This window comes from Dactylosporangium roseum (assembly GCF_025264685.1).
Taxonomy (GTDB): domain Bacteria; phylum Actinomycetota; class Actinomycetes; order Mycobacteriales; family Micromonosporaceae; genus Dactylosporangium; species Dactylosporangium roseum.
This window is the reverse complement of the sequence record NZ_CP073721.1, coordinates 717129-741707: the sequence shown is the minus strand read 5'-3', so window position 1 is coordinate 741707 and position 24579 is coordinate 717129. Positions and strand designations below refer to the sequence as shown.

Sequence of the window (24579 nt, the reverse complement as noted above, 5' to 3'; positions counted from 1 at the left end):
CCCGACGGATGATGAGCCGGAGCTGCACCTGGGCGACTGGAGTGTGAAACGAGATGACCGCCGAGTTCGCCGCGGATTACGGCGACCCGCTCGACCTGGTGGACTATGACCAGAGCTGGCCGGCGAAGTTCGCCTACTACCGCGACGAGCTGGCCGACGCCCTGGGCCCGGTCGCCCTGCGCATCGAGCACATCGGCTCCACGGCGGTGCCCGGGCTGGCCGCGAAGAACGTCATCGACATCCTGGTGGTCGTCGCCGACGAGCACGACCAGGCGGCCTATCGGCCGGGCGTCGAGTCGACCGGCATGGCGCTCGCGCACCGCGACGCGGCGGCCCGCTGGTCGTTCTTCCGGCCGGCGACCCCGCCGCGCACCCGGCACGTGCACGTGACGTCGAGCGGCTCGTCGCATGAGCGGGTCCAACTGCTGTTCGTCGACTTCCTGCGCGCACACGACCTGGCCGTCGACGCCTACGCCCAGGTGAAGCGCCGCCTGGCGATCCGCTTCGCCGACGACCGCGAGGGCTACACCCGCGCGAAGACCGACTTCATCTTCGACATGCTCGACCGTGCGGAGCAGTGGGCCGACCAGTACGGATGGACCGTGGAGCACCGCTGACGCCGTGATGGAATTGGGTCATGGCGAAATGGACGGTCGTGGTCTCCCCCGAGCAGTACGAGTCGGAGCGCCTCTACGGCACCGACACACTCACCGTGCCGGGGGCGGCCGGCGAGTTGCCCGCCGGTGACGAGGCGCTCCTGGTGGCGGCCGTCGAGGAGCCGGTGGTGTTCGGACTGGCCCGCTCCGACGGCGCCGGCGCCCTGCAGTACACGGTCAACCTCCTCGACGCCCCGATCCCCTTCCCCCGGACGCCCACCGCGAAGCTGGCGGCCGGGGTGCACCCGCTCGACGAGGCCGCATACAGCTCGGTGACCTCCCGGGTGCGGCCGGTCGGCACCGAGCGGCGGACCTGGCTGGTCAGCGTCGACCTGCCGATCGAGGCGGCCACACCGGCGGAGGCGGTGCGCATCTTCTGGAGTTACGTTCGCGACCTCGGGCCGGCGGAGCTGCCCGCGTTCGTGTGGCCGTCCGGCGACGAGCTGGCGATGCAGGCGTACGTCCTGGGTGCCGAGGCCAACCAGGACCCCGAGGAGAACTGAGGCAACCTTCGCGCGGGCTGATGCGTCCCAATGGCAGAACCACGCGAACCGGCCACGGCCGGCGAGCCTCCCTGAGGTGAGGTGGCGGCGAACCGGGGTAACCCCTCGGACACCGCCACCCCACTTGGGTGAGGCGCCCCTATTCGACCGCGGAGAAGCGGATCGAGCCGGCCACCAGGTCGGGATGCTCGATCGTCAGGGCCATCGCCACCGACTCCTCCAGGCTCAACGCGCCGCCCGCGGCGTAGGCCGCGTCGAACGCCGCGTCCCCCATCGTCGTGCGCAGGGCCGCCTGCTGGTCGGTCCAGTAGGCGCCGAACGCCCCGGCGGAGCAGCGCAGGCGGACACGGGCGGCCTGGGCGGCCCCGAACAACTGGGCGGCCGTCTCGTGGTCGGCGCCGAGGGCGCAGCGGACCGCGATGGCGCTGAGGGTCTCGCAGACCCGCAGATGGAAGCCGTAGCCCATCCGCGAGCGCAGGGCCACGACCAGGTGGTCGTGCGCGGCCACCAGGTCACCGCGGGACAGCGCCACCATGCCGAGCATCATGTCGACCGTGCGGCGGCCGCGCTCCAGCGGCCGGCTGTTCTCCAGCGGTCGGGCGCCGGCCAGCAGATCGGCGGCCTCGTCCAGAGCGCCCCGGTGCCAGAGGATCTGGGCCAGGGCGTAGACGGCGAACAGCGCCTCGGTCTCGACCCCCTGCTCTTCCGCCCAGGCGATGAGGTCGCGGCAGGTGCGCTCGGCCTCCTCGACGCGGCCCATGTCGAGCAGCGGCGCGCCGCGGCCGGCGAGCACACGCGCGATGAGGCCGGGATCGCCGGCCCGGCGGGCGGCCGCCTCGGCCCGCTGGGAGAACCGCAGCTCCTCGACCGTCTCGCCGTCGGCGCCGGCGTGCAACGAGTGCATGTGGTACGCGGCGGCCAGCTCCGCGTCGGGCACCGGCTCGCCGGTCGCGCTGATCCGCTCGTACAGCCGGAAGAGCCACATCCGCCCTTCCCGCACGAGTCCGCGCTCCCGCCACCACTGGTCGAGCGTTCCGGCGAGGGCCAGTCCCTGGCGGGCGCTGCCCCGGGTGACGGTCCACTGCAGGGCAGCGCGCAGCTCGTCGGCGATCGGGTCGAGGGCGTAGAGCGACAGGGTGACCGGCCGCCCGTCAGCGTCGAGGTAGGCGTCGTGGGCCGCATCGAGGCACCAGGCCACGTGCCGCTCGCGGGCGGCCTCCTCCTCACCGGCGTCGAGGAGCAGGCGGGCGGCGTAGGCGCGGATCGGGTCGAGCATGCGGTACGTCGCGCCGGTCGCGCCCGCCTCGGCCTGCAGCAGTGACTTGTCGACGAGGGTCGCCAGGGGGTCGAGCGGGTCGCCGTCGTGCAGCCACTCGACGGCGGGCAGGTCGACCGGGCTGGCGAAGACAGACAGCCAGCGCAGGAGCCGGGCGGCGCGCGCGTCCAGGGTGCGGTACGACCAGCTCACCGCCGCCTGCATGGTCCGGTGCCGGTCGGAGACCTCGACGTCGCCGCCCGAGCCCGCGTCGAGGATCCCGAGGACGTCGTCGATGCGCTCGGCGAGCTGCGCGGCGGTGAGCAGCCGGAGCCGGGCCGCCGCCAGCTCCAGCGCCAGCGGGAGGCCCTCCAGCGCCTCGGCGACCCGGGTGAGCTGGGCGATGTCGCCGGGCTCGACCGGGCGGCCGCCACGGGCCGCGGCGGCCCGGTCGACGAGCAGGGCCACGGCGTCGCTGAACCCGCCGCCGCTCGCGGCCTCGACCGACAGCGGCGGGATGCGCCAGACGACCTCACCGGCGAGACCCAGTGGCTCGCGGCTGGTCGCCAGCACCGCGATCTCGGATCCGGCGGCGAGCAGTCGCGCGACCAGCCGGCGGGCGGCGGGTAGCTGTGCGTCGGAGGTGTCGAGCAGGAGCAGGAGGCGCCGGTCGCGCGCGTGGTCGATGACGGTCTGGATGACCGGGCGGCCGGGCTCGGGGCGCAGGCCCAGCGCGGCGGCGACGTTGACGTCCACGAGGTCGCTGGTCGCGACGGTGCTGAGGTCGACGAACCACACCCCGTCGCGGAACTGCTCGACCAGCTCGCCGGCGGCCTCGACGGCCACCCGTGTCTTGCCGGCGCCACCGGCCCCGACGACGGTGACCAGCCGGTGCCGGCCGATCAGGTCGCGGACCGCAGCCCGCTCGGCCGCGCGGCCGATGAACCGGGTGGTCTGCACCGGCAGGTTGTGGGCCGGCGCGTCGATCGTGCGCGGCCGGGGGAACTGCCGCTCCAGACCGGGCGCGACGAGCTGGAAGATGCGCTCGCAGCCGTCGAAGCCGCGCAGCCGGTGCAGGCCCAGGTCGAGCAGCCAGGGGTCGTCGACCAGCGGGTTTTCGGCGAGCCCCACACGGGCGGCGGTCGCGGCCGAGCACAGCACCTGGCCACCGTGCGCGGCGGCGGCGACGCGCGCGGCACGGTGGACCTCCGGTGAGGTGTACTCACCGCAGTACGGCTCGGCGAAGCCGGTGTGCAAGCCCATCCGGACCCGGGGCCGGGCCTCGGGTGACGGCCAGTCGTGGACGGCGAGCGCACGCTGCGCCTCCGCGCAGGCGGTAAGGGCGGCGGCGGCATCGGCGAAGGCGACGAACAGAGAGTCACCCTCTGTGAACAGCTCTACACCATCCGCCGTGGACAGTGCGCGGCGAATCACCTGCCGGTGCTCGTGGAGCACCGGCCGGTATCCCGCACCGAGCATCTGGGCCAATCGCGTCGAGCCCTCGATGTCGGTGAAGAGGAATGTCACCAGCCCACTGGGCAGGTGCGTCCGCCCCGACACGTGAAACCTCCGCCTCCCCCTATTAGGCGTGCCCCATATTTCCCCACCCCGGGGGCACGCGCATCGTAGAAACGGCCCCCACCGTCGACCCTCAAGGTCGATCCAGCCCGCCTTACCGCGGGTGTATGAGCAGGTCAGCGGCGACGGAGGGAAAAGCTTGAGTGGGTTTCGCGTGACGTAACGACAACACAGCGGAGACGGTTGTGGCACGACAGGCCACAACCTCAAAGCCGCACGGAGCAATGTCTCCGGTCAAATGCGAAACCGACTTGTGACAATGCTCAGCAACCGCAGGCGCCGCCGCAGCAACCGCCGCCGGAAGGGCGTGGCTGCGCGGTCGCGTCACCGCCGCCACCGCCCACCGCAACCGTCGACAGCAGCTTCACGGTGTCGTCGTGGCCTGCGGGACAGGCGGTCTTCACGTTGGCGTCGCGCATCGGACGCTGGACCTCGAAGGTGTCCCCACAGGCCCGGCAGCGGTACTCGTAACGAGGCATTCTCACAGGTTAGGCGACGGTGACACGCTTGCGGGAATCCTGGATACTCGACCGGTGGCACGCATCGACGACCGCGCTCCCGACCCGACGGACGAAGCGGCCGCCAAGGTTGACCAGACGTCCACAACAGACACACTCTCCGTGACGACGATCCGCCCTCCGGCCCCGGACAGCGGCCCGGGTGCGGAAACTCCGAAGATTCCGCGCCAGCCGCACGTTCCCAAGCACGCCGCTCCGGAGCCGTCCGACTCCGTTCTGGAGTCGAAGCAGGGGCGGTTCTCCGACATCCGGGAGGCGGTGCGGCTCTGGGCGGCACGGCCCGCGGGCCGGCTCACCGTCGGCGGCCTGATCATCCTGGTGACACTCAGCGTCGCCTGGGTCGGCGGCCGGTTCGTCGTGCCCGCCACCGCGAAGCCGCGTGCCGGCGCGTCGGCGACGACGGTGCCCTCCGGGACCAACGTCGGCGAAAACGGCCCCGAGACGGGTGAGGCGCCGATCCCCCAGGTGCCGGCCGCCTCGTCGTCGTTCAGCCCGCCCCCGGGCGTCAAGGTGCGCCCGGCCGACGTGCTCGCCGCGTGGGCCGCCCCGCGGGCCGTGAAACTCGAGATCCCACCGGTGGCGATGCAGGCGTACGGGTATGCGGAGCTCGTCACCGCTCGTACGACGCCCAGATGCAAACTGACGTGGACCACCCTCGCCGGCATCGGCAAGGTCGAGTCCAACCACGGCCGGTTCAACGACGCCCTGCTCCAGGAGGACGGCAAGTCGGTCCCGACCATCGTCGGACCGCCGCTCGACGGCCAGAGCAACCGCCAGCGCATCCCCGACACCGACCACGGCGAGCTCGACACCGACCGCACCTGGGACCGGGCCGTCGGGGCCATGCAGTTCCTGCCGAGCACCTGGAAGCAGTACGGCGTCGACGCCGACAACGACGGTGTGATCGACATCAACGACATCGACGACGCGGCCCTGGCCGCCGCCGGTTACCTGTGCGCCAACGGGCGCGATCTCTCGACGCGGGAGGGCTGGAACGCGGCGATCCACGCGTACAACGTGCCGGAGGAGTACCGCGCGGCGGTCTTCAACGCGGCGAACGACTACGGCCGCCGGGACCGGACGGAGTAGGCCGGACAGATCGGGAGATCACGGGTGGATCGGGTAGATCAATACCACGCTCTGCGCCCTGGTACTTCCGCTCAGCCACAAAGGTGGGCAAGCTTAAGCGGTGAGGGTGCACGAATGGGACCCAGCGACCGCGACTGCGGCCGAGCTCGAGGCAGTGCTGCGGGCATTGAACGAGATCGTGGCGGTCGACGTGCCCGAGGATCCGCCCTGGCGCAGCAGGATGTTCCGGGAGTACCTCTCGGTCACCATGCCGGGTGAGCGGCGCACGTCCTGGCTGGCCGTCGAGGAGTCCGGCGAGATCCTGGGCCATGCCAGCCTGCTCGCGCTGGAGGACATCGGCGTCCTCGAGCTGTCGGTGGTCCCGTCGGCGCGGCGCAGCCATGTCGGCACCGCCCTGCTCGCCGCCGTCGCCCGGCGTGCGGCCGAGGAAGGATTCGAGTCGGTCGGCGTCGAGGTCATCGGCGACACGCCGAGTGTGAAGTTCTTCGAGGCGCACGGCTTCGAGTGCGCGTTCATCGAGATGCGCAACCTGCTCGACCTGAACGGTGTCGACTGGCTGCGGCTCGGCGAGATGGCGGCCGGCATCAGCGCCGGATATCGCATCGAATACCACCCCGGCGGCCCGCCCGAGTCGCACTACGCGGCGTACGCGGCGGCGAAGGAGGCCGCCCGCGCCTCCGTCGTGGATGATCTCGAGCTGCGCCCCAGCTCGTACGACGCGGAGCGGCTGCGGGCGAGCCTGGCGACCCTGCACGCGCGTGGCCTCAAGCCGTACATCGTCCTCGCCGTCCACGAGGCGACGGACACGATCGCCGGCCTGACCGAGGTGGTCGTGCCGGCGCAGCGCCCGACCCGCGCCGACCAGTACGACACCATCGAGGTTCCCAGCCACCGCGGCTACGGCATCAGCCGGGCGATCAAGGCGCGGATGCTGTTCGAGCTGCGGGCGGCGGAGCCGGGCCTGCTCGACGTGCAGACGTGGAACGCGCTGGAGAACGAGCCGCTGCTGCAGGTCAACGCGGAGCTGGGCTTCAAGCCGGACCGCGAGTGGCGCGAATACGAGGCGGACGTGATCGACCTCCTGCGTCGCCTGAAGGCCTGACGCGGAAGGTCAGGACGGGGCCCAGGGGCCTTGGACGAACGCGCCGCCGGTGGTGAACGGGAACGAGTTCATCGTGCAGCCGTTCAGCGCGATCGTCTGCGTCTGCATGATCGGGGCGGGGCCGGAGCCGGGGCACTTCATGTGGTCGAAGCCCAGGAAGTGGCCCATCTCGTGATTGATCGTGTTGGCGTGGAAGTCCTCGCCGGGATGCCCGGCGATACCCTTCAACCAGCGGCGCAGGTTGAGCAGGATCGTCTGGCCGTAGCGGCACGAGTAGATACCCTGCGTGTTGACACCGACGGAGGCGCACAGCTTGTCCACCGTGTCGGGGGTCGCCAGGCGCAGGCGGACACTGAAGTCGGTGCCGCTCACCCGCTGGAACGACCAGCTCGCGTCGGCCAGCCTGTTCGGACCGTAGGTCACCGGGTGCTCGGCGGACAGAGTCCAGCCGCGCGGCGCGCCGATCGCCCGCTCGACCTCCGCGGCGGTCTCCGCCGGCGTCCAGACCGGGTTGCCACCCCACTGGATACCGTCCTCGATCTCCACCCGGTACCGCACCAGCGTCGCGCCACCACCGACGACCTCCGTCCCACCGGAAGCGACCGTGAAGGTCCCCGCACCCCGCATCGGAACGCCGTCGGCACCGGGGCTGACGGGCTTGGCGCCGCCGGTGTCACCGCCCGCGTTCACCGGCTTCTTGAGGGTGGCCGACGGCTTGGGAGCAGGCTTCTTGCTGGACGGCTTGGCGCTCGGCGACGCGGCGGGCGACGGCGGCGCCTCGGGCGAGTCCGTGACCGAGGCCAGCGCCTCGACGCCCGGCGCCGCGGCCGAGTCCGGCTTGTCGGAGGACGAACCGCATGCGGTCACGCCGAGCAGGAGAACAGCGACCATCAGCATCCTGAGCACCCTGGCAGCCTAGTGCCGCCGGGGTGTTCGACACTGCCCCGCTCGGGAGTCACGGCAGCGTCCGCTTCCGGTTCGCCGCGTCGGCGATGCGGGTCCACCGGTGCACGATCGTGCTGTCCGCGCAGTTGTCGCCGCCCCGCATCCGCGCCGAGCGGACACATTGATGAAACACTCCAGTGCTGTCGCGGACACACCAGGACCTTCAGATCGACGCGTTCACACTTCTCGACTCCTTGGCGAAACTTCCGCTCAACCGACCAAACCCGGACCCAGTAGCGGCATTTCGCCAGTTCAGCACGCCTGACCCCGGGGCGCCGGCGCGACCCGCAACCGACGCTCTCGGTTGACCAATCGGCCGCCGCCCCGGCCACCGGCTCGGGGATTTGTCCCCACTTCAATCCTTATGCTGTTCCTATGGGGACGGTGGGTTTGCGAGCAGATGCCGAGCGCAACCGCCGGCAGTTGGTCGACACCGCACGGGTCGTTTTCGCCGAGCGCGGGCTGGAGGCGCCGCTCGATGTGATCGCCCGCCGGGCAGGGGTCGGCAACGCCACCCTCTACCGGCGGTTTCCGAATCGGTGCGAGCTCGTCGCGGCGGTGTTCGTCGGGACACTGCACGAGGTTGTCATGGCGACGGAACGCGCCCTCCAGGTCGCCGACCCGTGGGACGCCTTCACCGGACACATGATGTTCCTGTGCGGCCGACAGGCGGAGAACCGGGCCTTCGCCGATCTGCTGACCGCGAGTGTGGCCGAGATGCCCGAGGTCGAGCGGCTGCGCGCCCGCGCCTACGCCGGCCTGATGAAGCTGATCGACCGGGCCAAGGCCAGCGGCGAGCTCCGGGCCGACTTCCAGCACGAGGACGTGGTGCTGGTGCTGATGGCCAACGCCGGCCTGCTGGAACGGACGGTCCGCACCGCGGCGGCCGCCTGGCAGCGCAACCTGAGCTTCACGCTCGACGGCCTGCACGCGCCGAGTGCCACCCGGGCGACCCCGCCATCGACCCGCGACGGCGTCATGCGTGCGATGCGGGCGATCGCCGAACGCAGCGGCCTAGCCGGCCACCCCCCGCGTTGATCATGCACCTGTGGTGCCTCGACACTCCCGCGATGTCCCGGTTTGTCAGGGACCACAAGTGCATGATCAACGCGGGGGGTGGGGTCAGCAGGGGGCGCGCCAGGCGTCCAAGGGTGGGGTTTTTCTCATCGACGAGAAGCGCAGTGCGCGGGTCTTCGGGCAGAACGTGTGGGGTGCCAGGTCGTATTCGACGTGGAAGACGGGCTTGCCGGCGTCGACGAAGACCTTCAGCGCGTCGCACTCGTCGTAGCGCGCGCACTCCTCGTTGACCGCGAAGTCGAACGCGCCGACGAGCGCCGCCGCCTGCTCCACGTCGTTCTTCAGCCCCACGCCGAGGCCCAGCCGGTGGGCCAGATCAGCCACCCGGCGGTTGAAGGTCAACTGGTCACCGGCGGTCAGCGGAAAGCCGCTGTCGTTGGCGTAGGCGTCCACGTTGTCCGGCTCGACCGCGTCGAACCCCTTGTCCTTGCAGGTCTTGAACCGGGCGGTCAGCAGCGGCTCGAGGACGTCCCAGCGGCGCACGTCCAGCCAACGCTCCCCCGGCCAGCCGTCCAGGCCCTTGCCCCGTACCGACTCCGGGAAGTTCTTCGCGTCGGCGCGGAAGTCCTCGTGCGCGCCGACGTTGACGTAGCAGATGACACGGCGTCCGGCCGCCTTCAGTGCCGCCACGTCGGCCGCCGGGGTGTTCGCGCCGTCCACGTCGTAGACGTCGGCCGCGACGCCCTTGTCGAGCGGACCGGTGAGCTGCCACTGCCAGGTCAGCCCCACCGTCGGCCGCCACCAGCCGGCCGCCTGGGCACCCGCGGCCGGGGCGGCCGAAGACGCCGAAGGACCGGCCGAGCCCAGGCCGTCGACGCCGGACGGGCCGACCCCGGCGGTCCGCGGCGCCGGACGGGACGGGTCGTCGACCTGCCGGCCGCCGCTGCCGGTGCACGCGGCCGCGTAGAAGACCAGGGCGAGCATCAGTCCACAGAGGACGAACCGCAGGCGGCGATCGGTCATCGCACGACCGCCCGCGCGCGCAGCGAACTCGGCAGGCCCTCGTACGGCAGCGGCGCCCGCAGGTCGGTCACCAACCCGTGCGGGGCGCGGGACAGCAGCAGGGCGGTCGCCGTGCCGAGCTGCTCGGTCGGCACTCCGTAGACGAGGTGCGCGGCGTTCGGCCAGTCGCGCCCGTCCGGCAGCCCGTAGGCGGGCGGCGCGTCGACGTACGACTCCCACGGCCCCTCGAACGTGCACACCACGTCGGCGAGCGCGGCGTATCCCGGCAGGCAACGGGTGCCGGGGTTGAGCACCACCGAGCCGCGGACCGCCCGGACGACCTGGGTCACGTACCGCAGGCCGGCCGCGTCGGCGGGCACCTGGTCGAAGAAGATCCCGCCGACCGGGTACCGCGACCAGCCGACGATGTCGCACCAGACCTCGCCGTTGGCGCGGTTGCCGTAGTCGAGGTCCACGTAGCCGAGCATGCGCACGCCGAACCGGTGCAGGCGCGCGGTCGCGACCGTGTAGACCTCATCGCGGCCGGCACCGGGCCCGTCGTGGACGTTGACGATCGTGGTCGGCCGGTCGCCACCGCGGCACAGGACGTCCCACGCGTCGGGGTCGGCGAGCGGGTGGACGTACAGCGGCAGGAGCATCATCGGTAACTCTCCGGGTCGCGCAGGACGAGCGCCGCCACGGCGAGCCCCGGCAGGGCGGCTCCGAGCAGGGTCGCGACGGCGAGGGTTTCGGTGAAGGCGGGGGCCACGTGCACCAGGGCCGGAGCCCAGTGCCCGACGCCGGCCACGAGCAGGGTCGGCCACCACACCACGAGCGCGGCGGTGCCGGCCCGGCGATGTGCGGCGAGGACGAGGCACAGCGCGTAGACGCCGGTGAGCAGCACGGCGGCGGCGATCGCCTGGCCGCCCGGCGGCGGGGTGCCGAGCCACACCGCGCCGGCGATCAGCGCGCCGACGGCGACCGGCACGCCGAGCACCGCGACGGTGCCGGCGCTGATCCCGGCGAGTTGCCGGTCGAACGCGAACCGGTCCGCCAGCGCCGCCCGGGCGTGCGCGATGCGCCGCTGGTGCCACACCAGGGCCAGTTCGATCAGCGGTACCCCGACCAGCAGTGGCACCGCCTCGACCGGCAGGCGGTGCGGTGCGACGCCGTCGAGGGCGACGGTCCGCAGCAGCGCCGCCTGACCGGTGCCGACCAGCCCGTAGAGCGCCGCGTAGCCGATGTCGTACCGCCACGACCGCCACCGCCGGCGGGGCGCCGTGCGGGTGCGGTCGGCCCGGACGACCGGCCAGTAGGCGACCGCGACGACCAGCACCACCCCGCACAGCAGCGCGGCCACGGCCGGGCCGCCGACGCCGGCCGCGATGCCCGCGGTGGCGAGCCAGCAGGGCGCCGCCGCGGCCAGGACGATCCGCTCCCGGTTGGTGACGAGGGCGGCCGACGCGACGGCGAACAGCGCGAGCTGGACCGCCGCCACCGCGTGCGCGCGAGCGCCCTGCTGCACCAGGACGAGCGCCCACAGCGCGGCCAGCGCGGTGAAGCCGGTGCCGAGGAGCCGGGCGGCGGCGGTGACCCCGCGCTCGGACAGCGCGCGGTAGCCGAGGTACGACAGGGCCTGCCCGCCGCCCCAGCCGAGCAGCAGCGTGCCGGTGGTGGCGAGGTCGCCGACGCCGTCCACCTCGGACGAGGCGCCGAGGCCGATCGCGAGCGGGGTCAGGTAGATGAACGCCCGGACGAGCGTGTCCACGACCGCCTTGCGGGTGCTCGGGCCGTCGGCCGCGGCGGTCCGATACGTCAGGGTCTCGGCGTTGTCGTACGTGTGGGCGACCACCCGGCCGGCGAGCGCGAACACCGACGACTCGCCGAAGTCGCGGTGGGCCACCCGGTCGTTGATCCCGTTGGCCTCCAGGATCGCCGCGATCTCGTCGACGTCGACCGCGCCCACGCAGTCGTCCCGCATGCGGTCGGCGAGCGCGGCCACCGGGTCGGCGGCGACCCGGCCGACGGACCGCAGCGGCGCGCCGCTGAGCGGCGGCCGCCGCTGCGCGGGCACCACCAGCAGGGAGTCCGCGCTCACCGGGCCGTCACCAGCACCCGGGTCGGCGCGACGGACCGCGTCAGCATCCGGAAGTACCGGTCGCGGTAGGCCGACAGGCATCTGTCCAGCGTGTGCTCCGCCATCGCCCGTTGCCGTCCGCCGCGGCCGGTGGTGGCGCGCAGGTCCGGCGAGGTCAGCAGCGACACGCACGCCGCGGCGAACGCCGCCGGATCCCGGGGCGGGACGACGAACCCGGCGTCGCCGACCGCCTCGGCCACCCCGCCGACGTCGGTGCTCACGGTGGGCCGGCCGCACATCATGGCCTCGAGGACCGTGTACGGCATGCCTTCCGAGATGCTCGACAGGGCCGCGACCTGCCCGACCGCGAACGCCTCGCGGCTCGACGCGCACGGGCCCGCCCAGGTGACCGCGCCGGCGACGCCGATCTCGGCGGCGACCGCGCGGCAGGCGGCGGCGTAGTCCTCGTTGCCCGCCGGCACCGGACCGGCCAGGTGCAGCCGGGCGTCGGGGACGCTCCGCCGCACGATCGCGAGCGCCCGGATCAGCGTCTCCAGGTCCTTGAGCGGGTCGATCCGCCCGACCCAGGCGATCACCGGCTCGGCCGGCTCGTCGGCCAGCGGTGGGAACCGGGCCGGGTCGACACCGTTGCCGATCACCGCGAGCTTCGCCGGATCGGCGCCGTGCCGGACCGCCCAGCGGGCGTTGAAACCGCTGACCGGCGTGACCAGCTCGGCCTCCCAGTAGGCGAGCCGGGCCAGGGCGCGGTGGAACCGCAGGAGCGCGGTCTTCACCCCGGCCGACTGTTCACCGGCGGCGAGGTACCGCTCCCGGAGGTACACGCCGTGCTCGGTCATCAGGAACGGCACGCCGAGGCGCCACTTCGCGGCCAGCGCGACCATCGAGGACAGGCCGTTGGCGTTGGCGTGCACCAGGTCCGCGTCGGCCGGCAGGGTAGCGGCGAGCGGACGGAGGGCGTGCTCCAGCAGTACCGCCGCCTCGTCCGCGTCCCGAAGCGTCAGGCGCGGCAGGGCGATCCCGTCCAGCCGGGCCCGCGCCCAGGCGTCCAGGAGGATGTCGGCCAGCGGCGCGCCGGCCAGCGGATGCCGGCCGGCGCCACGCCCGAAGCGCGCCTTCTTCTCCTGCGCGAGCACCGCGAGCTCGCGCAGTCCTTCGCTGAAGACGACCAGGTCGGCCGCGGTGCTGCCGAGCATCCCCCGGCAGAGCCGCGCGGCGGCCCGCTCCGGCCGGCCGCGCGCCGGCCGCGGTGCGCCCCAGATCGGCACCGCCGTGAGCGACCGGACGTTGCCCGGCAGCTCCGTCGCGGGCCGGTCGGGCTCGGTGCCGACGATGGCGACGAGGTCCCACCGCACCTCGGACAGGCCGCGCACCAGTTGGTCGCACCAGGTGCTGACCCCGCCGGTCACGTACGGGTAGGTGCCTTCGTTGACGAGCACGACGCGCACGGCCGGCGCCTCAGCTCGACAGGCGCAGTAGCTGCTGACCGTTGCGACCGACGGACCGCCAGGCGGATCGCTCGCCGCCGTAGGCGTCGCCGAAGGTACCGCCGCCCACCTCGATGCCGAGCACCGATACCGTGACGAGCTTCGTCCCGTTCGGCGCCGTGATCGGCACCTCGAGCGCCGCGTTGCCCTTGTTCACCACCGTCACCCGCCCGTCCAGCGTGTACGCCTCGACCGACCGGTTCCGCAGCGCCGCCTGCCAGGCCGCCAGCCGCTGGTTCTGCTGCGCGACCTCGGCGAACTTCGGGTTGAGCACCGGCGTCGCACTCGTGTAGGTGGCGCGGTAGCGGGCCAGGATCGCGTCGAGCACCGGGTAGAGGATCCGGTCCTCGGCGAGGTTGGACTGGTGCGCGTAGTGCGGCGCCGGGTTCGCCGACACCACGTGGTCGTAGGCGATCCGGGCCTCCGTCGGCACGATGTGGTCCTGGAAGCCGCGCGAGCCGAGCGGCTTGATGCACGTCGACGCCGGATTGTTCGCGCAGACCCCGCTGCCGCCGTCGGCGCGGCTGGTGTAGATCCAGTTGTACTCGTCGACCTCTTCGGCGACGGTGGCCACGTTGTAGTAGATGTTCATCGGAAACCGGGGCACGGTGACGGCGTTGCCCACCGGCCGGGCGGTCTGCTCGCGGGAGGCGTCCGAGGCGATGTACCGCACGCCGGACGCGTTCAGCGCCGGTGCCAGGTTCGGGTTGTCGGCCGGCATCTGCGGCAGCGTCTTGAGGCCGGAGTGCTCGCCGGTCACCAGTTCGCTCGCGTCGAGCGAGATGCCCTTGCCCTTGGCCCAGGCGATGTTGTTCTTGATCTGCGCGGTGACGTCGGCCTGCGACGTCCATTGCGTCCTGCCGTAACCGTCGGCGGCACAGCGCCACGGCGACACCGAGAAGTCCTGGACGCAGCCGAGGTACGGGTGCTCGTAGGTGTGGTTGATCCAGCGGAACTGGCTCTTGTCGTTCACCATCGCGGCGGTCAGCGGGTCACCCGCGCCGGCCTCGACGCTGCCGCCGCCGTTGAAGACGATGTCGAGTTTGAGGCCCTTGGTCTTCTGCCAGGCGATCAGTGCCCGGACGTCGTCGGGCGTCATGCGGATCGGCGTGTTGTACGGCTGGACGGTCGGGTCCCGCCGCGGGTTGCAGTCGTCGCCCACCGTGCAGTTGTGCACGGTGTCCCAGCGGTCGTCGGGCAGGAAGACGTCGTCGATGTGGACGCTGAACCAGTTCCGCGTGTAGCCGAGGTGGACGCCCTTGGTGAGCCAGGTGATCAGGCCGTGGCCGAGTTCCATGGCGTGCGTCTGGTAGCGGTTCGCGGCGAGCGTGACGACCAGTTCCTCCCGGCCGTCGTGGGTGTAGACGCCCATCAGCGAGCCGGTCGTGGTGCCGCCGCCGGGCGGCGTCGCGGTCACCAGCGGGGTGAAGGTGGCGCCGGAGGCCGGTCTGCCGAGGTAGCCGTACGACTCGATGACGTTCGGGTCGCGGTCGTCGATGGTGACCTTCCCGGCCAGGTAGCCGAAGCCGGCCGCCTTGCCCGCGTCGGTGACGGTCATCGTGGTCCCGTCGAGCACGCCGCTCCACGCAAGTTCCTGGCCGACGTTCGGGTTCGCCCACGTGTAGGCGTCGAGCTGCCGGATCTTGAACTCGCGCTCGAAGTCGGCCAGGGCAAGGGCCTCCGCGCCGGTGACGGCGCCCTCGTTCGGCACGATCACCCCCTGGTACTTCGCCCGGCGCGCACCGCCGACCGAATCGGCGAGGAACGCGGGGGTGAGCCGCTGGCGCCCGTCGGTGCCGAGCGCGACCGCGTCGTACGGGACGCCCTCACGGTCGAGCTGGCCACGCAGCATGTCGATGCCCGCGCTGCCGTCGTCGAGGACGAGGACACGCAGGTCGATGCGCTGCTTGGACGCCGCGGCGAGGGCTGGTGTCGCGAGGGCGAGACCGGCGAGGCCCAAGAGCGCGACGGCGCCGGCGATGAACCGGCGGCGGGAACGGATCTTCAACGTGCTGCTCCTTCGGGGGGACGTCGGGCGGCGTTTCACGTTTCGGGTGCTGTCACGCGGCTTTCAGGGCGGCTTCCACGGCGTCCTCCACGACCGGTTCGAAGGCCGCGCTACGCACGATGGCGTCGAGGTCGAAGCGGGTCCGCCAGCCGAGCCGGGCCAGGATCCGGGCGGGGCTCGCGACGACCGCGGCCGGATCACCCGGCCGCCGGGGCGCCGCGTCGTACGGCAGCGCGCGGCCCAGCGCCCGCGAGACGGCGGCGATCATCTCGAGGACCGAGGTGCCCTCGCCGCGGCCGATGTTGAGGACCTCGTCGCGCAGCTCGCCGGAGTGCAGGGCGAGCGCGGCGCGGACGTGTGCGTCGGCGATGTCGGCGACGTGGACGTAGTCGCGGACGGCGGTGCCGTCGGCGGTCGGGTAGTCGGTGCCGTAGACGGTGGCCGGGATCCCCAGCGCGGCGGCCCGCAGCAGGCGGGGCACCAGATTCGTGCCGCCGTGGTCCCGCAGATGCGGCGCGCCCGCGCCGGCGACGTTGAAGTACCGCAGCGCGGCCCACCGGAAGGCCCCGCTCGCGGCGGCGTCGCGCAGCATCCATTCGCCGATCAGCTTGGTCCGCCCGTACGCGTTCTCCGGCTGGGTGCGGTCCTGCTCCCGGACCGGCGACCGGCGCGGGGTGCCGTAGACGGCGGCACTGGAGGAGAAGAGCACGGATCCGGTACCGCAGGCGGCGACCGCGTCCAGCACGGCGCGCAGGCCGTCGAGGTTGTCCTGGTAGTACCGCAGGGGAAAGGCGTTCGACTCGGCGACGTCCTTGCGGGCGGCGAGGTGGATGACGCCGTCGGGCCGGTGCCGGCGGAACAGGTCACGCATCACCGCGGCGTCGCGGACGTCGGCGCGCACGAGCGGCACGCCGAAGGGCAGCCGCGCGGCGCGGCCGGTCGACAGGTCGTCGACGACGACCGGTTCGATGCCGGACTCGCTGAGGGCGGTGACGACGTGTGCGCCGATGTACCCGGCGCCTCCGGTGACGAGCCATCTCACGATGGGGGCAACGAGGGTTTATCTCATCGAATCGGGCGTCTGTCGTGTTGCTGACACATACCTCGGCCGAAAGTTTCCCCCGATGGATCCCGTAACCCACCCGTGACCAGGGAGAACGATTTCCACCCCAGCACCCCGACGCCACTTCCCGTCGATCTTGCAGTTGTGGTGCCGAGACACTCCCTGAATGCCCGATTTGTTCGGCACCACAACTGCAAGATCGACGCGTAAGAGAGGGACCGGAGGAGCGGGCTACAGGCGGCGCAGCAGGCGAGCCGCGTCACTCGCCCAGTACGTGAGGATCAACTGGGCGCCGGCCCGGCGGATGGAGGTGAGCGTCTCCAGGACGGCCCGGTCGCGTTCCAGCCAGCCGTTGGCGACGGCCGCCTCGACCATCGCGTATTCGCCGGAGACCTGGTAGGCGGCGACCGGCACGTCGACCATCTCGGCGACACGGGCCAGCACGTCGAGATACGGCAGCGCCGGCTTGACCATGATCATGTCGGCGCCCTCCTCGACGTCGAGGGCGACCTCGCGCAGGGCCTCCCGCACGTTGGCCGGGTCCTGCTGGTAGGTCTTGCGGTCACCGACGAGCGCCGACTCGACGGCCTCGCGGAACGGTCCGTAGAAGGCGCTCGCGTACTTCACCGCGTAGGCGAGCAGCGCCACGTCGGTGTGCCCGGCCTTGTCGAGCGCCCGCCGGACCACCCCGACCTGGCCGTCCATCATCCCGGACGGGCCGAGCACGTGGGCGCCGGCCTCGGCCTGGGCCAGGGCCATCAGCTCGTACTGCCTGAGCGTGGCGTCGTTGTCGACCGAACCGTCGTCGGCCAGCAGGCCGCAGTGCCCGTGTGCGGTGAACTCGTCCAGACAGAGGTCGCTCATGACCACGGTGGCGTCGCCGACCTCGGCGACCACGTCGCGGATGGCGACGTTGAGGATCCCGTCGGGATCGATGCCGCCGGAGCCCGTCTCGTCGCGGCGCTCCGGCACGCCGAAGAGCATGATGCCGCCGACACCCTCGCTGACCGCCTCGGCGGCGGCCTTGCGCACCGACTCGCGGGAGTGCTGGACCACTCCGGGCAGCGACGTGATCGGCCGCGGCTCGGTCAGCCCCTCCTTCACGAACATCGGCAGAATCAGGTTGGACGGCTGGACGTGCGTCTCCGACACCAGCCGGCGCATGGCCGGCGTGCGCCGGAGACGGCGCGGACGTACCTCAGGGAACCCCATAGGGCATGACCCCCTCTAGCGGAACCGCAGGGCAGTCGGGCCCTGCACCTTGGAGCCGCGACGCTGTTTCGCGGGCATCGCGGCGAGCTTCTCGCGCAGCTCGACCGCGTAGCCGGCGAGCGCCTCGACCAGGTCGGTCACCGAGGCGTGCGGCGGCTGCACGTCGACGCGCAGGCCGAACTCGACGGCCGTGTCGGCCGTCTTCGGCCCGATCACCGCGACGACCGTGCGAGCGTGCGGCTTGCCGGCGATGCCGACCAGGTTGCGAACGGTGGACGACGAGGTGAAGAGGACCGCGTCGAAGCCACCGGACTTGATGGCGTCACGGATCTCGGCGGGCGGCGGCGCGGCGCGCACGGTCCGGTAGGCCGTCACGTCGTCGACCTCCCAGCCGAGCTCGGTGAGGCCCGCGGCGAGCGTCTCGGTCGCGATGTCGGCGCGGGGCAGCAGCACCCGGCCGACCGGGTCGAGGATCTCGTCGTGCGGCGAGAACTCGGCCAGCAGGCCCTCCGACGACTGCTCGCCGGCCGGCACCAGCTCGGGCACGATGCCGAAGCCACGCACGGCCTCGGCCGTTGCCTCGCCGATGCAGGCGACCTTGACCCCGCCGAAGTGGCGCGCGTCGAGGCCGTGCTCGGCGAATTTCTCCCACACGGCGCGGACAGCGTTGACGGAGGTGAAGACGGTCCAGGCGTACCGGCCGTCGACCAGACCCTTGATCGCCCGCTCCATCTGCGCCGGGGTGCGCGGCGGCTCGACCGCGATGGTCGGCACCTCGCACGGGATCGCACCGTAGGCCCGCAGCCGCTCGCTCATCGCACCGGCCTGCTCCTTGGTCCGCGGCACCAGGACCTTCCAGCCGTAGAGCGGCCGGTTCTCCCACCAGCCGAGCTTCTCCCGTTGCGAGACGCCGGAGCCCAGGCAGAGCACCACCCGGCCGGCGAAGCCGAGGGCCGCGGCGACCATGCTGTCGACGGTGGAGGCGGAGCTGTACTGCGTCTCGCCCGTGCCGTCGCCGGTGACCGAGATCGGCGTGTTGGGATCGATGCCGGCGGCCAGCAGGCCGTCGCGGACCGCGGCGAGGTCGCCCGCGTCGACCGCGAGCGCCGCCGAGCCGCGCGCGACGGCGGCGGCGATGGCCTCGAAGTCGACCGAGTGCACGTCGTCGACGTCGGCGGTGACCCGGACGCCGGGCAGCGGCACACCGGCGTAGGTGGCGACACCGGCGGCCTGGCCGATGCCGGGCACGACCTCGAACGGCACCGCGGTGCGGGCGACGGCCTGCACCTCTTTGAGCACCGTGTCGTGCGCCAGCGGGTCGCCGCCGACCAGGTGGACGGCGCGCAGCCCGGACCGGGCCGCGGACAGCAGCACCTTGGCCACGTCGCCGGGCGCACCCTCGGCCGGGCTGAACTGGGCCTCCGGGTCGGCCTCGGCGCGGATCACGCCGAGCAGCGATTCGGGGACGTTGCGGTCGTAGACGATGTGGTCGGCGGTCACCAGCGCCTCGTGGGCGCGACGCGTCAGCAGGCCTGGATCGCCGGGGCCGGCCCCGACGAAGGCGATCCGGCCGGTGCTGCCCTTACGGGTGCGGGTCATGCTGCACTCCCAGTGCGTTGTCGGCGCCTTCTTCGCGCAGGTCGCGGGCCAGGGCTCGGCCCACCTCCGCGGCGTCGGCGAGCGTTCCGGTGCGCGAGAGCCGGAGGGCGAAGCCGCCGTCCGGGCTGAACACAGCACCGCGCAGATAAATCTCCGGCCCCTCGTCGCCCTCGGCGACTTCGGCCAGTGCCGCGATCGGGGCGGAACAGCCCGCCTCGAGCTCGGCCAACAGCGCCCGCTCGGCGGTGATCGCCGCACGGGTGTCTTCGTCGTCGAGCGCGCTGAGGAGCTTGCGCAGCTCGACATCGTCCTCACGGCACTCGACCGCCAGTGCGCCCTGCGCGGGAGCGGGCAACATCAACAGCGGGTCGAGGACCTCGGTCGCCTCCGCGGCCCGTCCGAGCCGGGCCATCCCGGCACGGGCCAGGACGATGGCGTCGAACTGCCCTTCGGCGAGCTTGCGGAGCCGTGAATCAACGTTACCCCGCACCGGTTCGGGCCGCAGCCGCCGACCGAGGGCGTTGAGCTGCGCGATCCGCCGCAGGGCACCGGTGCCGATGCGGGCACCCTCGGGCAGCTCGTTGAGCGTCATGCCGGCACGGGCCACGAGCGCGTCGCGCGGGTCCTCCCGCTGGGGGACGGCGGCCACCACGAGGCCCTTGGCGGGTGCGGTCGGCAGGTCCTTGTACGAGTGGACGGCGAAGTCGATCTCGTTGGCCAGCAGGGCGTCACGCAGCGCGGAGACGAACACGCCCACGCCGAGCCGCTGAATGGGAGCGCTCGACCGGTCACCCGGCGTCACGATCTCCACCAGTTCGACCGGACGCCCCGTGCGTTGCCGCACGGCCTCGGCCACCGTGTTCGACTGGGCCATCGCGAGCGCGCTGCCCCGGGTTCCGAGCCTGAGTGTCACGGGTGCACCTCCCCAGCCGCCGCGGGGTCGATCTCGGATGTCGGGAGCCGCAGGTCGAACAGCTCGCGCAGCGCCTGAGCATAGGCCTCACCACCGGGCGCGGCGGCCAACTGCCGCACACGAACCGTCGGTTGGTGCAGCAGACGCTGGACGATCCGGTGAATGCTGTGTGCCACTTCGGCCCGGTGCTCATCGGTCATCTCGGGGCAGCGCTGGGCCAGCCGGCGCAACTCCGCACCCACGACCTCGTCGGCACGCGCCCGCAGCGCGGCGACCGTCGGCGCGACGTCGGCGCCGCGCAGCCAGGTCAGGAAGGTCTCGACCTCGGCGACGACGATGTCCTCGGCGGCCCGCTCCTCCGCGTCGGCGGTGGTGGACAGCGACTCGGACAGCAGCTCGATGTCGACCAGCGTGACGTCGGGCAGGTCACCGACGCCGGCTGCGACGTCGCGCGGCAGCGCCAGGTCGAGCAGCAGCAATGCGCGCCCGGCCCCGGCCACCAGGGCCGCGTCGAGCACCGGCTCGGGCGAAGCGGTCGCGCTCACGACGACGTCGACCCGCTCGAGCAGGGACGGCAGCTCCGCGAACGGCACCGCCGTGGCACCGTGCAGCTCGGCAAGGCGCTCGGCGCGGGCGTGGCTGCGGTTGGTGACGAACAGCGGGCCGGCGCCGGAGCGCTTGAGCGTCGCGAGCGAGAGGGCGCCCATCGCGCCGGCCCCGATGACCAGCGCCGGGCGGTGCTCGATCGACCCGGTGACGCCTTGCCCGTACGCGAGGGCGGCGCTGACGACACTCTGCCCGGCCCGGTCGATGCCGGTCTCGGCGTGCACCCGCTTGCCGACCCGGAGGGCCTGCTGCATCAGCTCGTGCAGCAGCCGCCCGGCGGTGCCCTGCTCGCCGGCCACGCCGTAGGCGTCGCGGAGCTGGCCGAGGATCTGCGCCTCACCGACGACCATCGAGTCGAGCCCGGAGGCGACCCGGAAGGCGTGCCGGACGGCGTCGATCTCGTAGTGGACGTAGAACTGCGCCGCGATCTCGTGGACCGGCCGGCCGGTCCGGCTGGCGAGAACGCCGCCGATGTCGGCGAGACCGCCGTGGAAGGCACTGACCGCCGCGTAGACCTCGACGCGGTTGCACGTCGAGAGGATCACGGCCTCGTCGACGTAGGGCTGCGCGACCAGCTCGGCGAGCACGTCCGCCGCCTCGTCGCCGGTCAGGGCGACCTGCTCCAGCAGCGACATGCCGGCGGTCCGGTGTGACATTCCGACAACCAGCAGGTTCACGACCCCACCGCCTCCCCGCCGAGCCGGTTGGCTCGTTGTAGGTCCTGGCCGACCCGCCCGGGCTTCCGCACCGGCGGCAGCGCGGTCAGCGCCGACTTGCGGTGCTCGTGGAAGGACAGGATTTGCAGTTCGATGGCCAGGTCGACCTTACGCACGTCGACGCCCTCGGGGACGTTCAAAACACACGGTGCGAAGTTCAGGACGCTGGTGACGCCGGCCGCGACGAGCCGGTCGGTCACGTGCTGCGCGGCGTGTGCCGGGGTCGCGATGACCGCGATGGAGATCGACTCCTGCTCGACCACCTCGGGCAGGTCGTCGATGTGCCGGACGACCAGGCCGTTGATGTGCTCGCCGACCCGACCCGGGTCGGCGTCGAAGAGCGCCGCGATGCGGAAACCGCGGCTGCCGAAGCCCGCGTAGCCGGCCAGGGCGTGACCGAGATTACCCACACCTACGAGCGCGACGGCCCGGCGGTGGGTCAGGCCGAGCACATGCTCGATCTGGTCGATCAAGAGCGAGACGTCGTAACCGACGCCCCGGGTGCCGGTACGGCCGAGGTGGGACAGATCCTTGCGGAGCTTGGCGGAGTTGACGCCCGCGGCCGCGGCCAGACCCTCCGAGGAAACCGTGTCGTGCCCCTCTTCCGCGAGGTGATGCAGGGCGCGCAGGTATTCCGGAAGCCTGGCGACGGTCGCCTCCGGAAGGTCCGGAAAGTCCGGTCCGTCCGCTGGGCCGGTGCGCTGCTGGCTCATGAGTCTCCGTGACGACGACGGTATGCGAGGCCGCTGGCGATGGCGGTGACCGCCTGTGCTAACGGGGTTCGTCGTTGCAACAGAGTAGGCGCTTGTGAAGCCGTGCACAAATCGCGATCTTGAAGCGTCTGCGCTCACCACATCGAGGTCAGCGCCCGCCCGTGTGGACCACGCACGCGAGAAACGCCCCCGCGGCACCTGGTGCCCCCTTCCTCGGACGCGTCCGACAGCGGGCGAGCGCTGTGGCTAGTATCACCACAATTCAGGCATTTCGCCCCGCCGACACGCGGACGCGCACGTTCGCATGAGAACCGGTAGCCAGCCTACACGTTTCCAGTAGGGTTGGCCCTACCAGCAAGTGGCCGGGCGACGGGATGGGATGCGGGGTGTGCGATGCCTAGCGTCGATGACATGACGACGACCATCTCCCCCGCCCTCGGCCACGGCCGGATCTCCCGCGTCTTCCGCCAGCTCGGCGTCGACACGCAGTACGTCCTTCTCGGGTTCCCCCTGGGCATCATCACCGTCGTCCTGTTCCTCACGGGCTTCGCGGTCGGCCTGGGGCTGCTGGTGCTGGTCGTCGGCTTCCCGATCCTGATGGCCACGCTGTTCCAGGCACGGGGCTTCGCCACCGTGGAACGCGCCCGCGTCGGGCCGGTCCTACGGACGCGGTTGCCACATCCGTACTACCGGAAGGCGGAACCCGGAGCGGGCTTCTGGCGCCGGACCCTCGTGCCGCTCGGGGACGGCCAGTCCTGGATGGACCTGCTGCACGGCATCGTCCGGTTCATCCCGAGCACGATCGCCTTCTGCTTCGTGGTGGTCTGGTGGGCCGGCGCGATCGGCGGCTTGACCGTGCCCCTGTGGGACTGGTCGATCCCCCGCGGGCCGAACAACACCGACCTGCCGGAGCTGCTCAGGCTCGGCTCGGGCACCGGCACCCGGCTCATCTTCTACACCGGACTGGGCGTCTTCTTCGCACTCACGCTGATGCCGGTCGTGCGCGGCGCCGCCCTGCTGGAGGCGCAGTTCGCCCGGGCACTGCTCAGCGGCGTCGCCGAGTTGCGCGAGCGGGTGGCCGCGGCGGAGGCGAGCCGCGACGCGGCCCGCGCGCAGAAGGAGGCCGCCGTGTCGGCCGAGACGACGGCGCTGCGGCGGCTGGAACGGGACATCCACGACGGCCCGCAGCAGCGGCTGGTCCGGCTGGCCATGGACCTGGGCCGCGCCGACCTGCAGTTCGAGACCGACCCGACGGCGGCCCGCGCGACGGTGGCCGAGGCGCTGAGCCAGACCAGGGACACGCTGGAGGAGCTGCGGTCCCTGTCCCGGGGTATCGCCCCGCCGATCCTGGTGGACCGAGGCCTGCGGGCCGCGCTCACCGCGCTGGCGGGCCGGTCGACGGTGCCGGTCGACCTGGAGCTGCCGGAGATCGGCCGGCTGCCGGAGAGTGTCGAGACCACGGCCTACTTCGTGGTGGCCGAGGCGCTGACCAACGTGGCCAAGCACAGCCACGCGGCCGAGTGCAAGGTCACGCTCCAGCGCTCGGCGTACGGCATGCTGGTCACGGTCGAGGACGACGGCATAGGCGGAGCGAGCCTGGCCAAGGGCCACGGCCTGCGCGGCCTGACCGACCGGATCAAGGCCGCCGGCGGTGAGCTGAGCCTGACGAGCCCCGTCGACGGCGGGACCAGGCTGACCGCGATCCTGCCGGCCTGACACGGATATGACCGACAATTCGGGCGCGGGGCTCGGAGGTGTCGTCGCCGGGGCGCACCGCGGGGGTGGGGTGCCCGCCGAGCCATCGAAGCGTGCGCGCCGACGGCCTGATACGCGGGGCGCATAGGATCTGCGCGTGCGAGTTGTCGTCGCGGATGATGCGGTTCTGCTCAGAGAAGGTCTCGTGCGACTGCTCGAAGAGAGCGGTCACACCGTCGTCGCTGCCGTGGGAGACGGTCCCAGCCTGGTCGAGGCGATCGTCGAGTGCCGACCCGAGGTCGCCATCGTCGACGTCCGGATGCCGCCGTCGCACACCGACGAGGGGCTGCGCGCCGCCGTCGAGGCGCGCCGCCGCGTGCCCGGGACGCCGATCCTCGTCCTGTCGCAGTATGTCGAGGTGTCGTACGCCGACGACCTGCTCGCCGACCGCGCGGGCGCCGTCGGCTACCTGCTCAAGGACCGGGTCTCCGAGGTGGCGGAGTTCCTCGACGCCGTGCGGCGGGTCGCCACCGGGGCGACCGTCCTCGACCCCGAAGTGGTCTCCCAGTTGCTGGTCCGCCGGCGCCGGGACGATCCGCTGCGCAGCCTCACTCCGCGGGAGCGGGAGGTGCTCGGGCTGATGGCGGAGGGCAGGTCCAACACGGCGATCGCCCGCAAACTGGTGGTCACCGACGGCGCGGTCGAGAAGCACGTCAAGAACATCTTCACCAAGCTGGACCTGCCACCGGACGACGAGCAGCACCGCCGCGTGCTCGCCGTCCTCGCCTATCTGCAGAGCTGACCGAG

Annotated in this window: 22 protein-coding genes; 8 read left to right on the top strand and 14 right to left on the bottom strand. The window is 72.3% G+C overall.

Going from position 1 to position 24579, the window contains the following annotated elements; translation table 11 throughout:
* Nucleotides 1–53: 53 nt before the first annotated feature.
* Together Drose_RS03375 and Drose_RS03370 are read left to right on the top strand one after the other, a co-directional pair.
* Nucleotides 54–617 carry a GrpB family protein gene (locus Drose_RS03375; protein WP_260726693.1) on the top strand — a complete coding sequence of 188 codons (564 nt, stop codon included), beginning with the start codon at nucleotides 54–56 and terminating at the stop codon, nucleotides 615–617.
* A 20-nt stretch (nucleotides 618–637) separates the two neighbouring features.
* Complete coding sequence (locus Drose_RS03370; protein WP_260726692.1) at nucleotides 638–1159, top strand: hypothetical protein; 522 nt, start codon at nucleotides 638–640, stop codon at nucleotides 1157–1159.
* Between the two features lie 139 nt (nucleotides 1160–1298).
* Here the strand turns inward: Drose_RS03370 and Drose_RS03365 are convergent, their stop codons facing one another.
* A complete protein-coding gene (locus Drose_RS03365; RefSeq protein ID WP_260726691.1) occupies nucleotides 1299–3974 on the bottom strand; it encodes an adenylate/guanylate cyclase domain-containing protein in 2676 nt (891 codons plus the stop codon).
* Between the two features lie 281 nt (nucleotides 3975–4255).
* Nucleotides 4256–4471, bottom strand: a complete 216-nt coding sequence (locus Drose_RS03360; protein WP_260726690.1) for an FmdB family zinc ribbon protein — start codon at nucleotides 4469–4471, stop codon at nucleotides 4256–4258.
* A gap of 54 nt (nucleotides 4472–4525) precedes the next feature.
* Here Drose_RS03360 and Drose_RS03355 point away from each other — a divergent pair, with 54 nt between their 5' ends.
* Nucleotides 4526–5599 (top strand): lytic transglycosylase domain-containing protein, encoded by a 1074-nt coding sequence (locus tag Drose_RS03355; protein WP_260726689.1) that lies wholly within the window; start codon nucleotides 4526–4528, stop codon nucleotides 5597–5599.
* A 100-nt stretch (nucleotides 5600–5699) separates the two neighbouring features.
* A complete protein-coding gene (locus tag Drose_RS03350) occupies nucleotides 5700–6701 on the top strand; it encodes a GNAT family N-acetyltransferase (protein ID WP_260726688.1) in 1002 nt (333 codons plus the stop codon).
* 9 nt (nucleotides 6702–6710) lie between these two features.
* Here the strand turns inward: Drose_RS03350 and Drose_RS03345 are convergent, their stop codons facing one another.
* Nucleotides 6711–7598, bottom strand: a complete 888-nt coding sequence (locus Drose_RS03345) for a DUF3152 domain-containing protein (protein ID WP_260729600.1) — start codon at nucleotides 7596–7598, stop codon at nucleotides 6711–6713.
* Between the two features lie 32 nt (nucleotides 7599–7630).
* Between Drose_RS03345 and Drose_RS03340 the strand changes: the two genes are divergently transcribed.
* Together Drose_RS03340 and Drose_RS03335 are read left to right on the top strand one after the other, a co-directional pair.
* A complete protein-coding gene (locus tag Drose_RS03340; RefSeq protein ID WP_260726687.1) occupies nucleotides 7631–7771 on the top strand; it encodes a hypothetical protein in 141 nt (46 codons plus the stop codon).
* Between the two features lie 250 nt (nucleotides 7772–8021).
* Complete coding sequence (locus tag Drose_RS03335; protein WP_260726686.1) at nucleotides 8022–8684, top strand: TetR/AcrR family transcriptional regulator; 663 nt, start codon at nucleotides 8022–8024, stop codon at nucleotides 8682–8684.
* Nucleotides 8685–8768: 84 nt separating this feature from the next.
* On the opposite strand, the gene Drose_RS03330 is transcribed toward Drose_RS03335, so the two are convergent.
* The 11 genes from Drose_RS03330 to Drose_RS03280 all read right to left on the bottom strand — a co-directional run bounded on the left by Drose_RS03330 (nucleotide 8769) and on the right by Drose_RS03280 (nucleotide 22077).
* Nucleotides 8769–9686, bottom strand: a complete 918-nt coding sequence (locus Drose_RS03330) for an endo alpha-1,4 polygalactosaminidase (protein WP_260726685.1) — start codon at nucleotides 9684–9686, stop codon at nucleotides 8769–8771.
* On the bottom strand, nucleotides 9683–10327 hold the full coding sequence (locus tag Drose_RS03325; RefSeq protein WP_260726684.1) for a spherulation-specific family 4 protein: 645 nt from the start codon (nucleotides 10325–10327) through the stop codon (nucleotides 9683–9685). Before Drose_RS03325 ends, Drose_RS03330 begins: the two co-directional genes overlap by 4 nt.
* Nucleotides 10324–11763 (bottom strand): hypothetical protein, encoded by a 1440-nt coding sequence (locus Drose_RS03320; protein WP_260726683.1) that lies wholly within the window; start codon nucleotides 11761–11763, stop codon nucleotides 10324–10326. Before Drose_RS03320 ends, Drose_RS03325 begins: the two co-directional genes overlap by 4 nt.
* A complete protein-coding gene (gene pelF, locus Drose_RS03315; RefSeq protein WP_260726682.1) occupies nucleotides 11760–13208 on the bottom strand; it encodes a GT4 family glycosyltransferase PelF in 1449 nt (482 codons plus the stop codon). Before pelF ends, Drose_RS03320 begins: the two co-directional genes overlap by 4 nt.
* 10 nt (nucleotides 13209–13218) lie before the next feature.
* Nucleotides 13219–15255: a hypothetical protein gene (locus Drose_RS03310; RefSeq protein ID WP_260726681.1), complete on the bottom strand. Its 2037-nt coding sequence runs from the start codon at nucleotides 15253–15255 to the stop codon at nucleotides 13219–13221.
* 52 nt (nucleotides 15256–15307) lie between these two features.
* Nucleotides 15308–16297: a UDP-glucose 4-epimerase GalE gene (galE, locus tag Drose_RS03305; protein WP_260726680.1), complete on the bottom strand. Its 990-nt coding sequence runs from the start codon at nucleotides 16295–16297 to the stop codon at nucleotides 15308–15310.
* Nucleotides 16298–16549: 252 nt separating this feature from the next.
* Nucleotides 16550–17530: a porphobilinogen synthase gene (gene hemB / locus Drose_RS03300; protein ID WP_260726679.1), complete on the bottom strand. Its 981-nt coding sequence runs from the start codon at nucleotides 17528–17530 to the stop codon at nucleotides 16550–16552.
* Between the two features lie 15 nt (nucleotides 17531–17545).
* Nucleotides 17546–19129 carry a bifunctional uroporphyrinogen-III C-methyltransferase/uroporphyrinogen-III synthase gene (locus tag Drose_RS03295; protein WP_260726678.1) on the bottom strand — a complete coding sequence of 528 codons (1584 nt, stop codon included), beginning with the start codon at nucleotides 19127–19129 and terminating at the stop codon, nucleotides 17546–17548.
* On the bottom strand, nucleotides 19113–20003 hold the full coding sequence (gene hemC / locus Drose_RS03290) for a hydroxymethylbilane synthase (RefSeq protein WP_260729599.1): 891 nt from the start codon (nucleotides 20001–20003) through the stop codon (nucleotides 19113–19115). The genes Drose_RS03295 and hemC overlap by 17 nt, the downstream gene beginning before the upstream one ends.
* 35 nt (nucleotides 20004–20038) lie before the next feature.
* Nucleotides 20039–21325 (bottom strand): glutamyl-tRNA reductase, encoded by a 1287-nt coding sequence (locus Drose_RS03285; RefSeq protein WP_260726677.1) that lies wholly within the window; start codon nucleotides 21323–21325, stop codon nucleotides 20039–20041.
* A complete protein-coding gene (locus Drose_RS03280) occupies nucleotides 21322–22077 on the bottom strand; it encodes a redox-sensing transcriptional repressor Rex (protein WP_260726676.1) in 756 nt (251 codons plus the stop codon). The genes Drose_RS03285 and Drose_RS03280 overlap by 4 nt, the downstream gene beginning before the upstream one ends.
* A gap of 411 nt (nucleotides 22078–22488) precedes the next feature.
* On the opposite strand from Drose_RS03280, the gene Drose_RS03275 reads away from it, so the two are divergent.
* Together Drose_RS03275 and Drose_RS03270 are read left to right on the top strand one after the other, a co-directional pair.
* A complete protein-coding gene (locus Drose_RS03275) occupies nucleotides 22489–23793 on the top strand; it encodes a sensor histidine kinase (RefSeq protein ID WP_260726675.1) in 1305 nt (434 codons plus the stop codon).
* Nucleotides 23794–23929: 136 nt separating this feature from the next.
* On the top strand, nucleotides 23930–24574 hold the full coding sequence (locus Drose_RS03270) for a response regulator (RefSeq protein WP_260726674.1): 645 nt from the start codon (nucleotides 23930–23932) through the stop codon (nucleotides 24572–24574).
* Nucleotides 24575–24579: the final 5 nt, after the last annotated feature.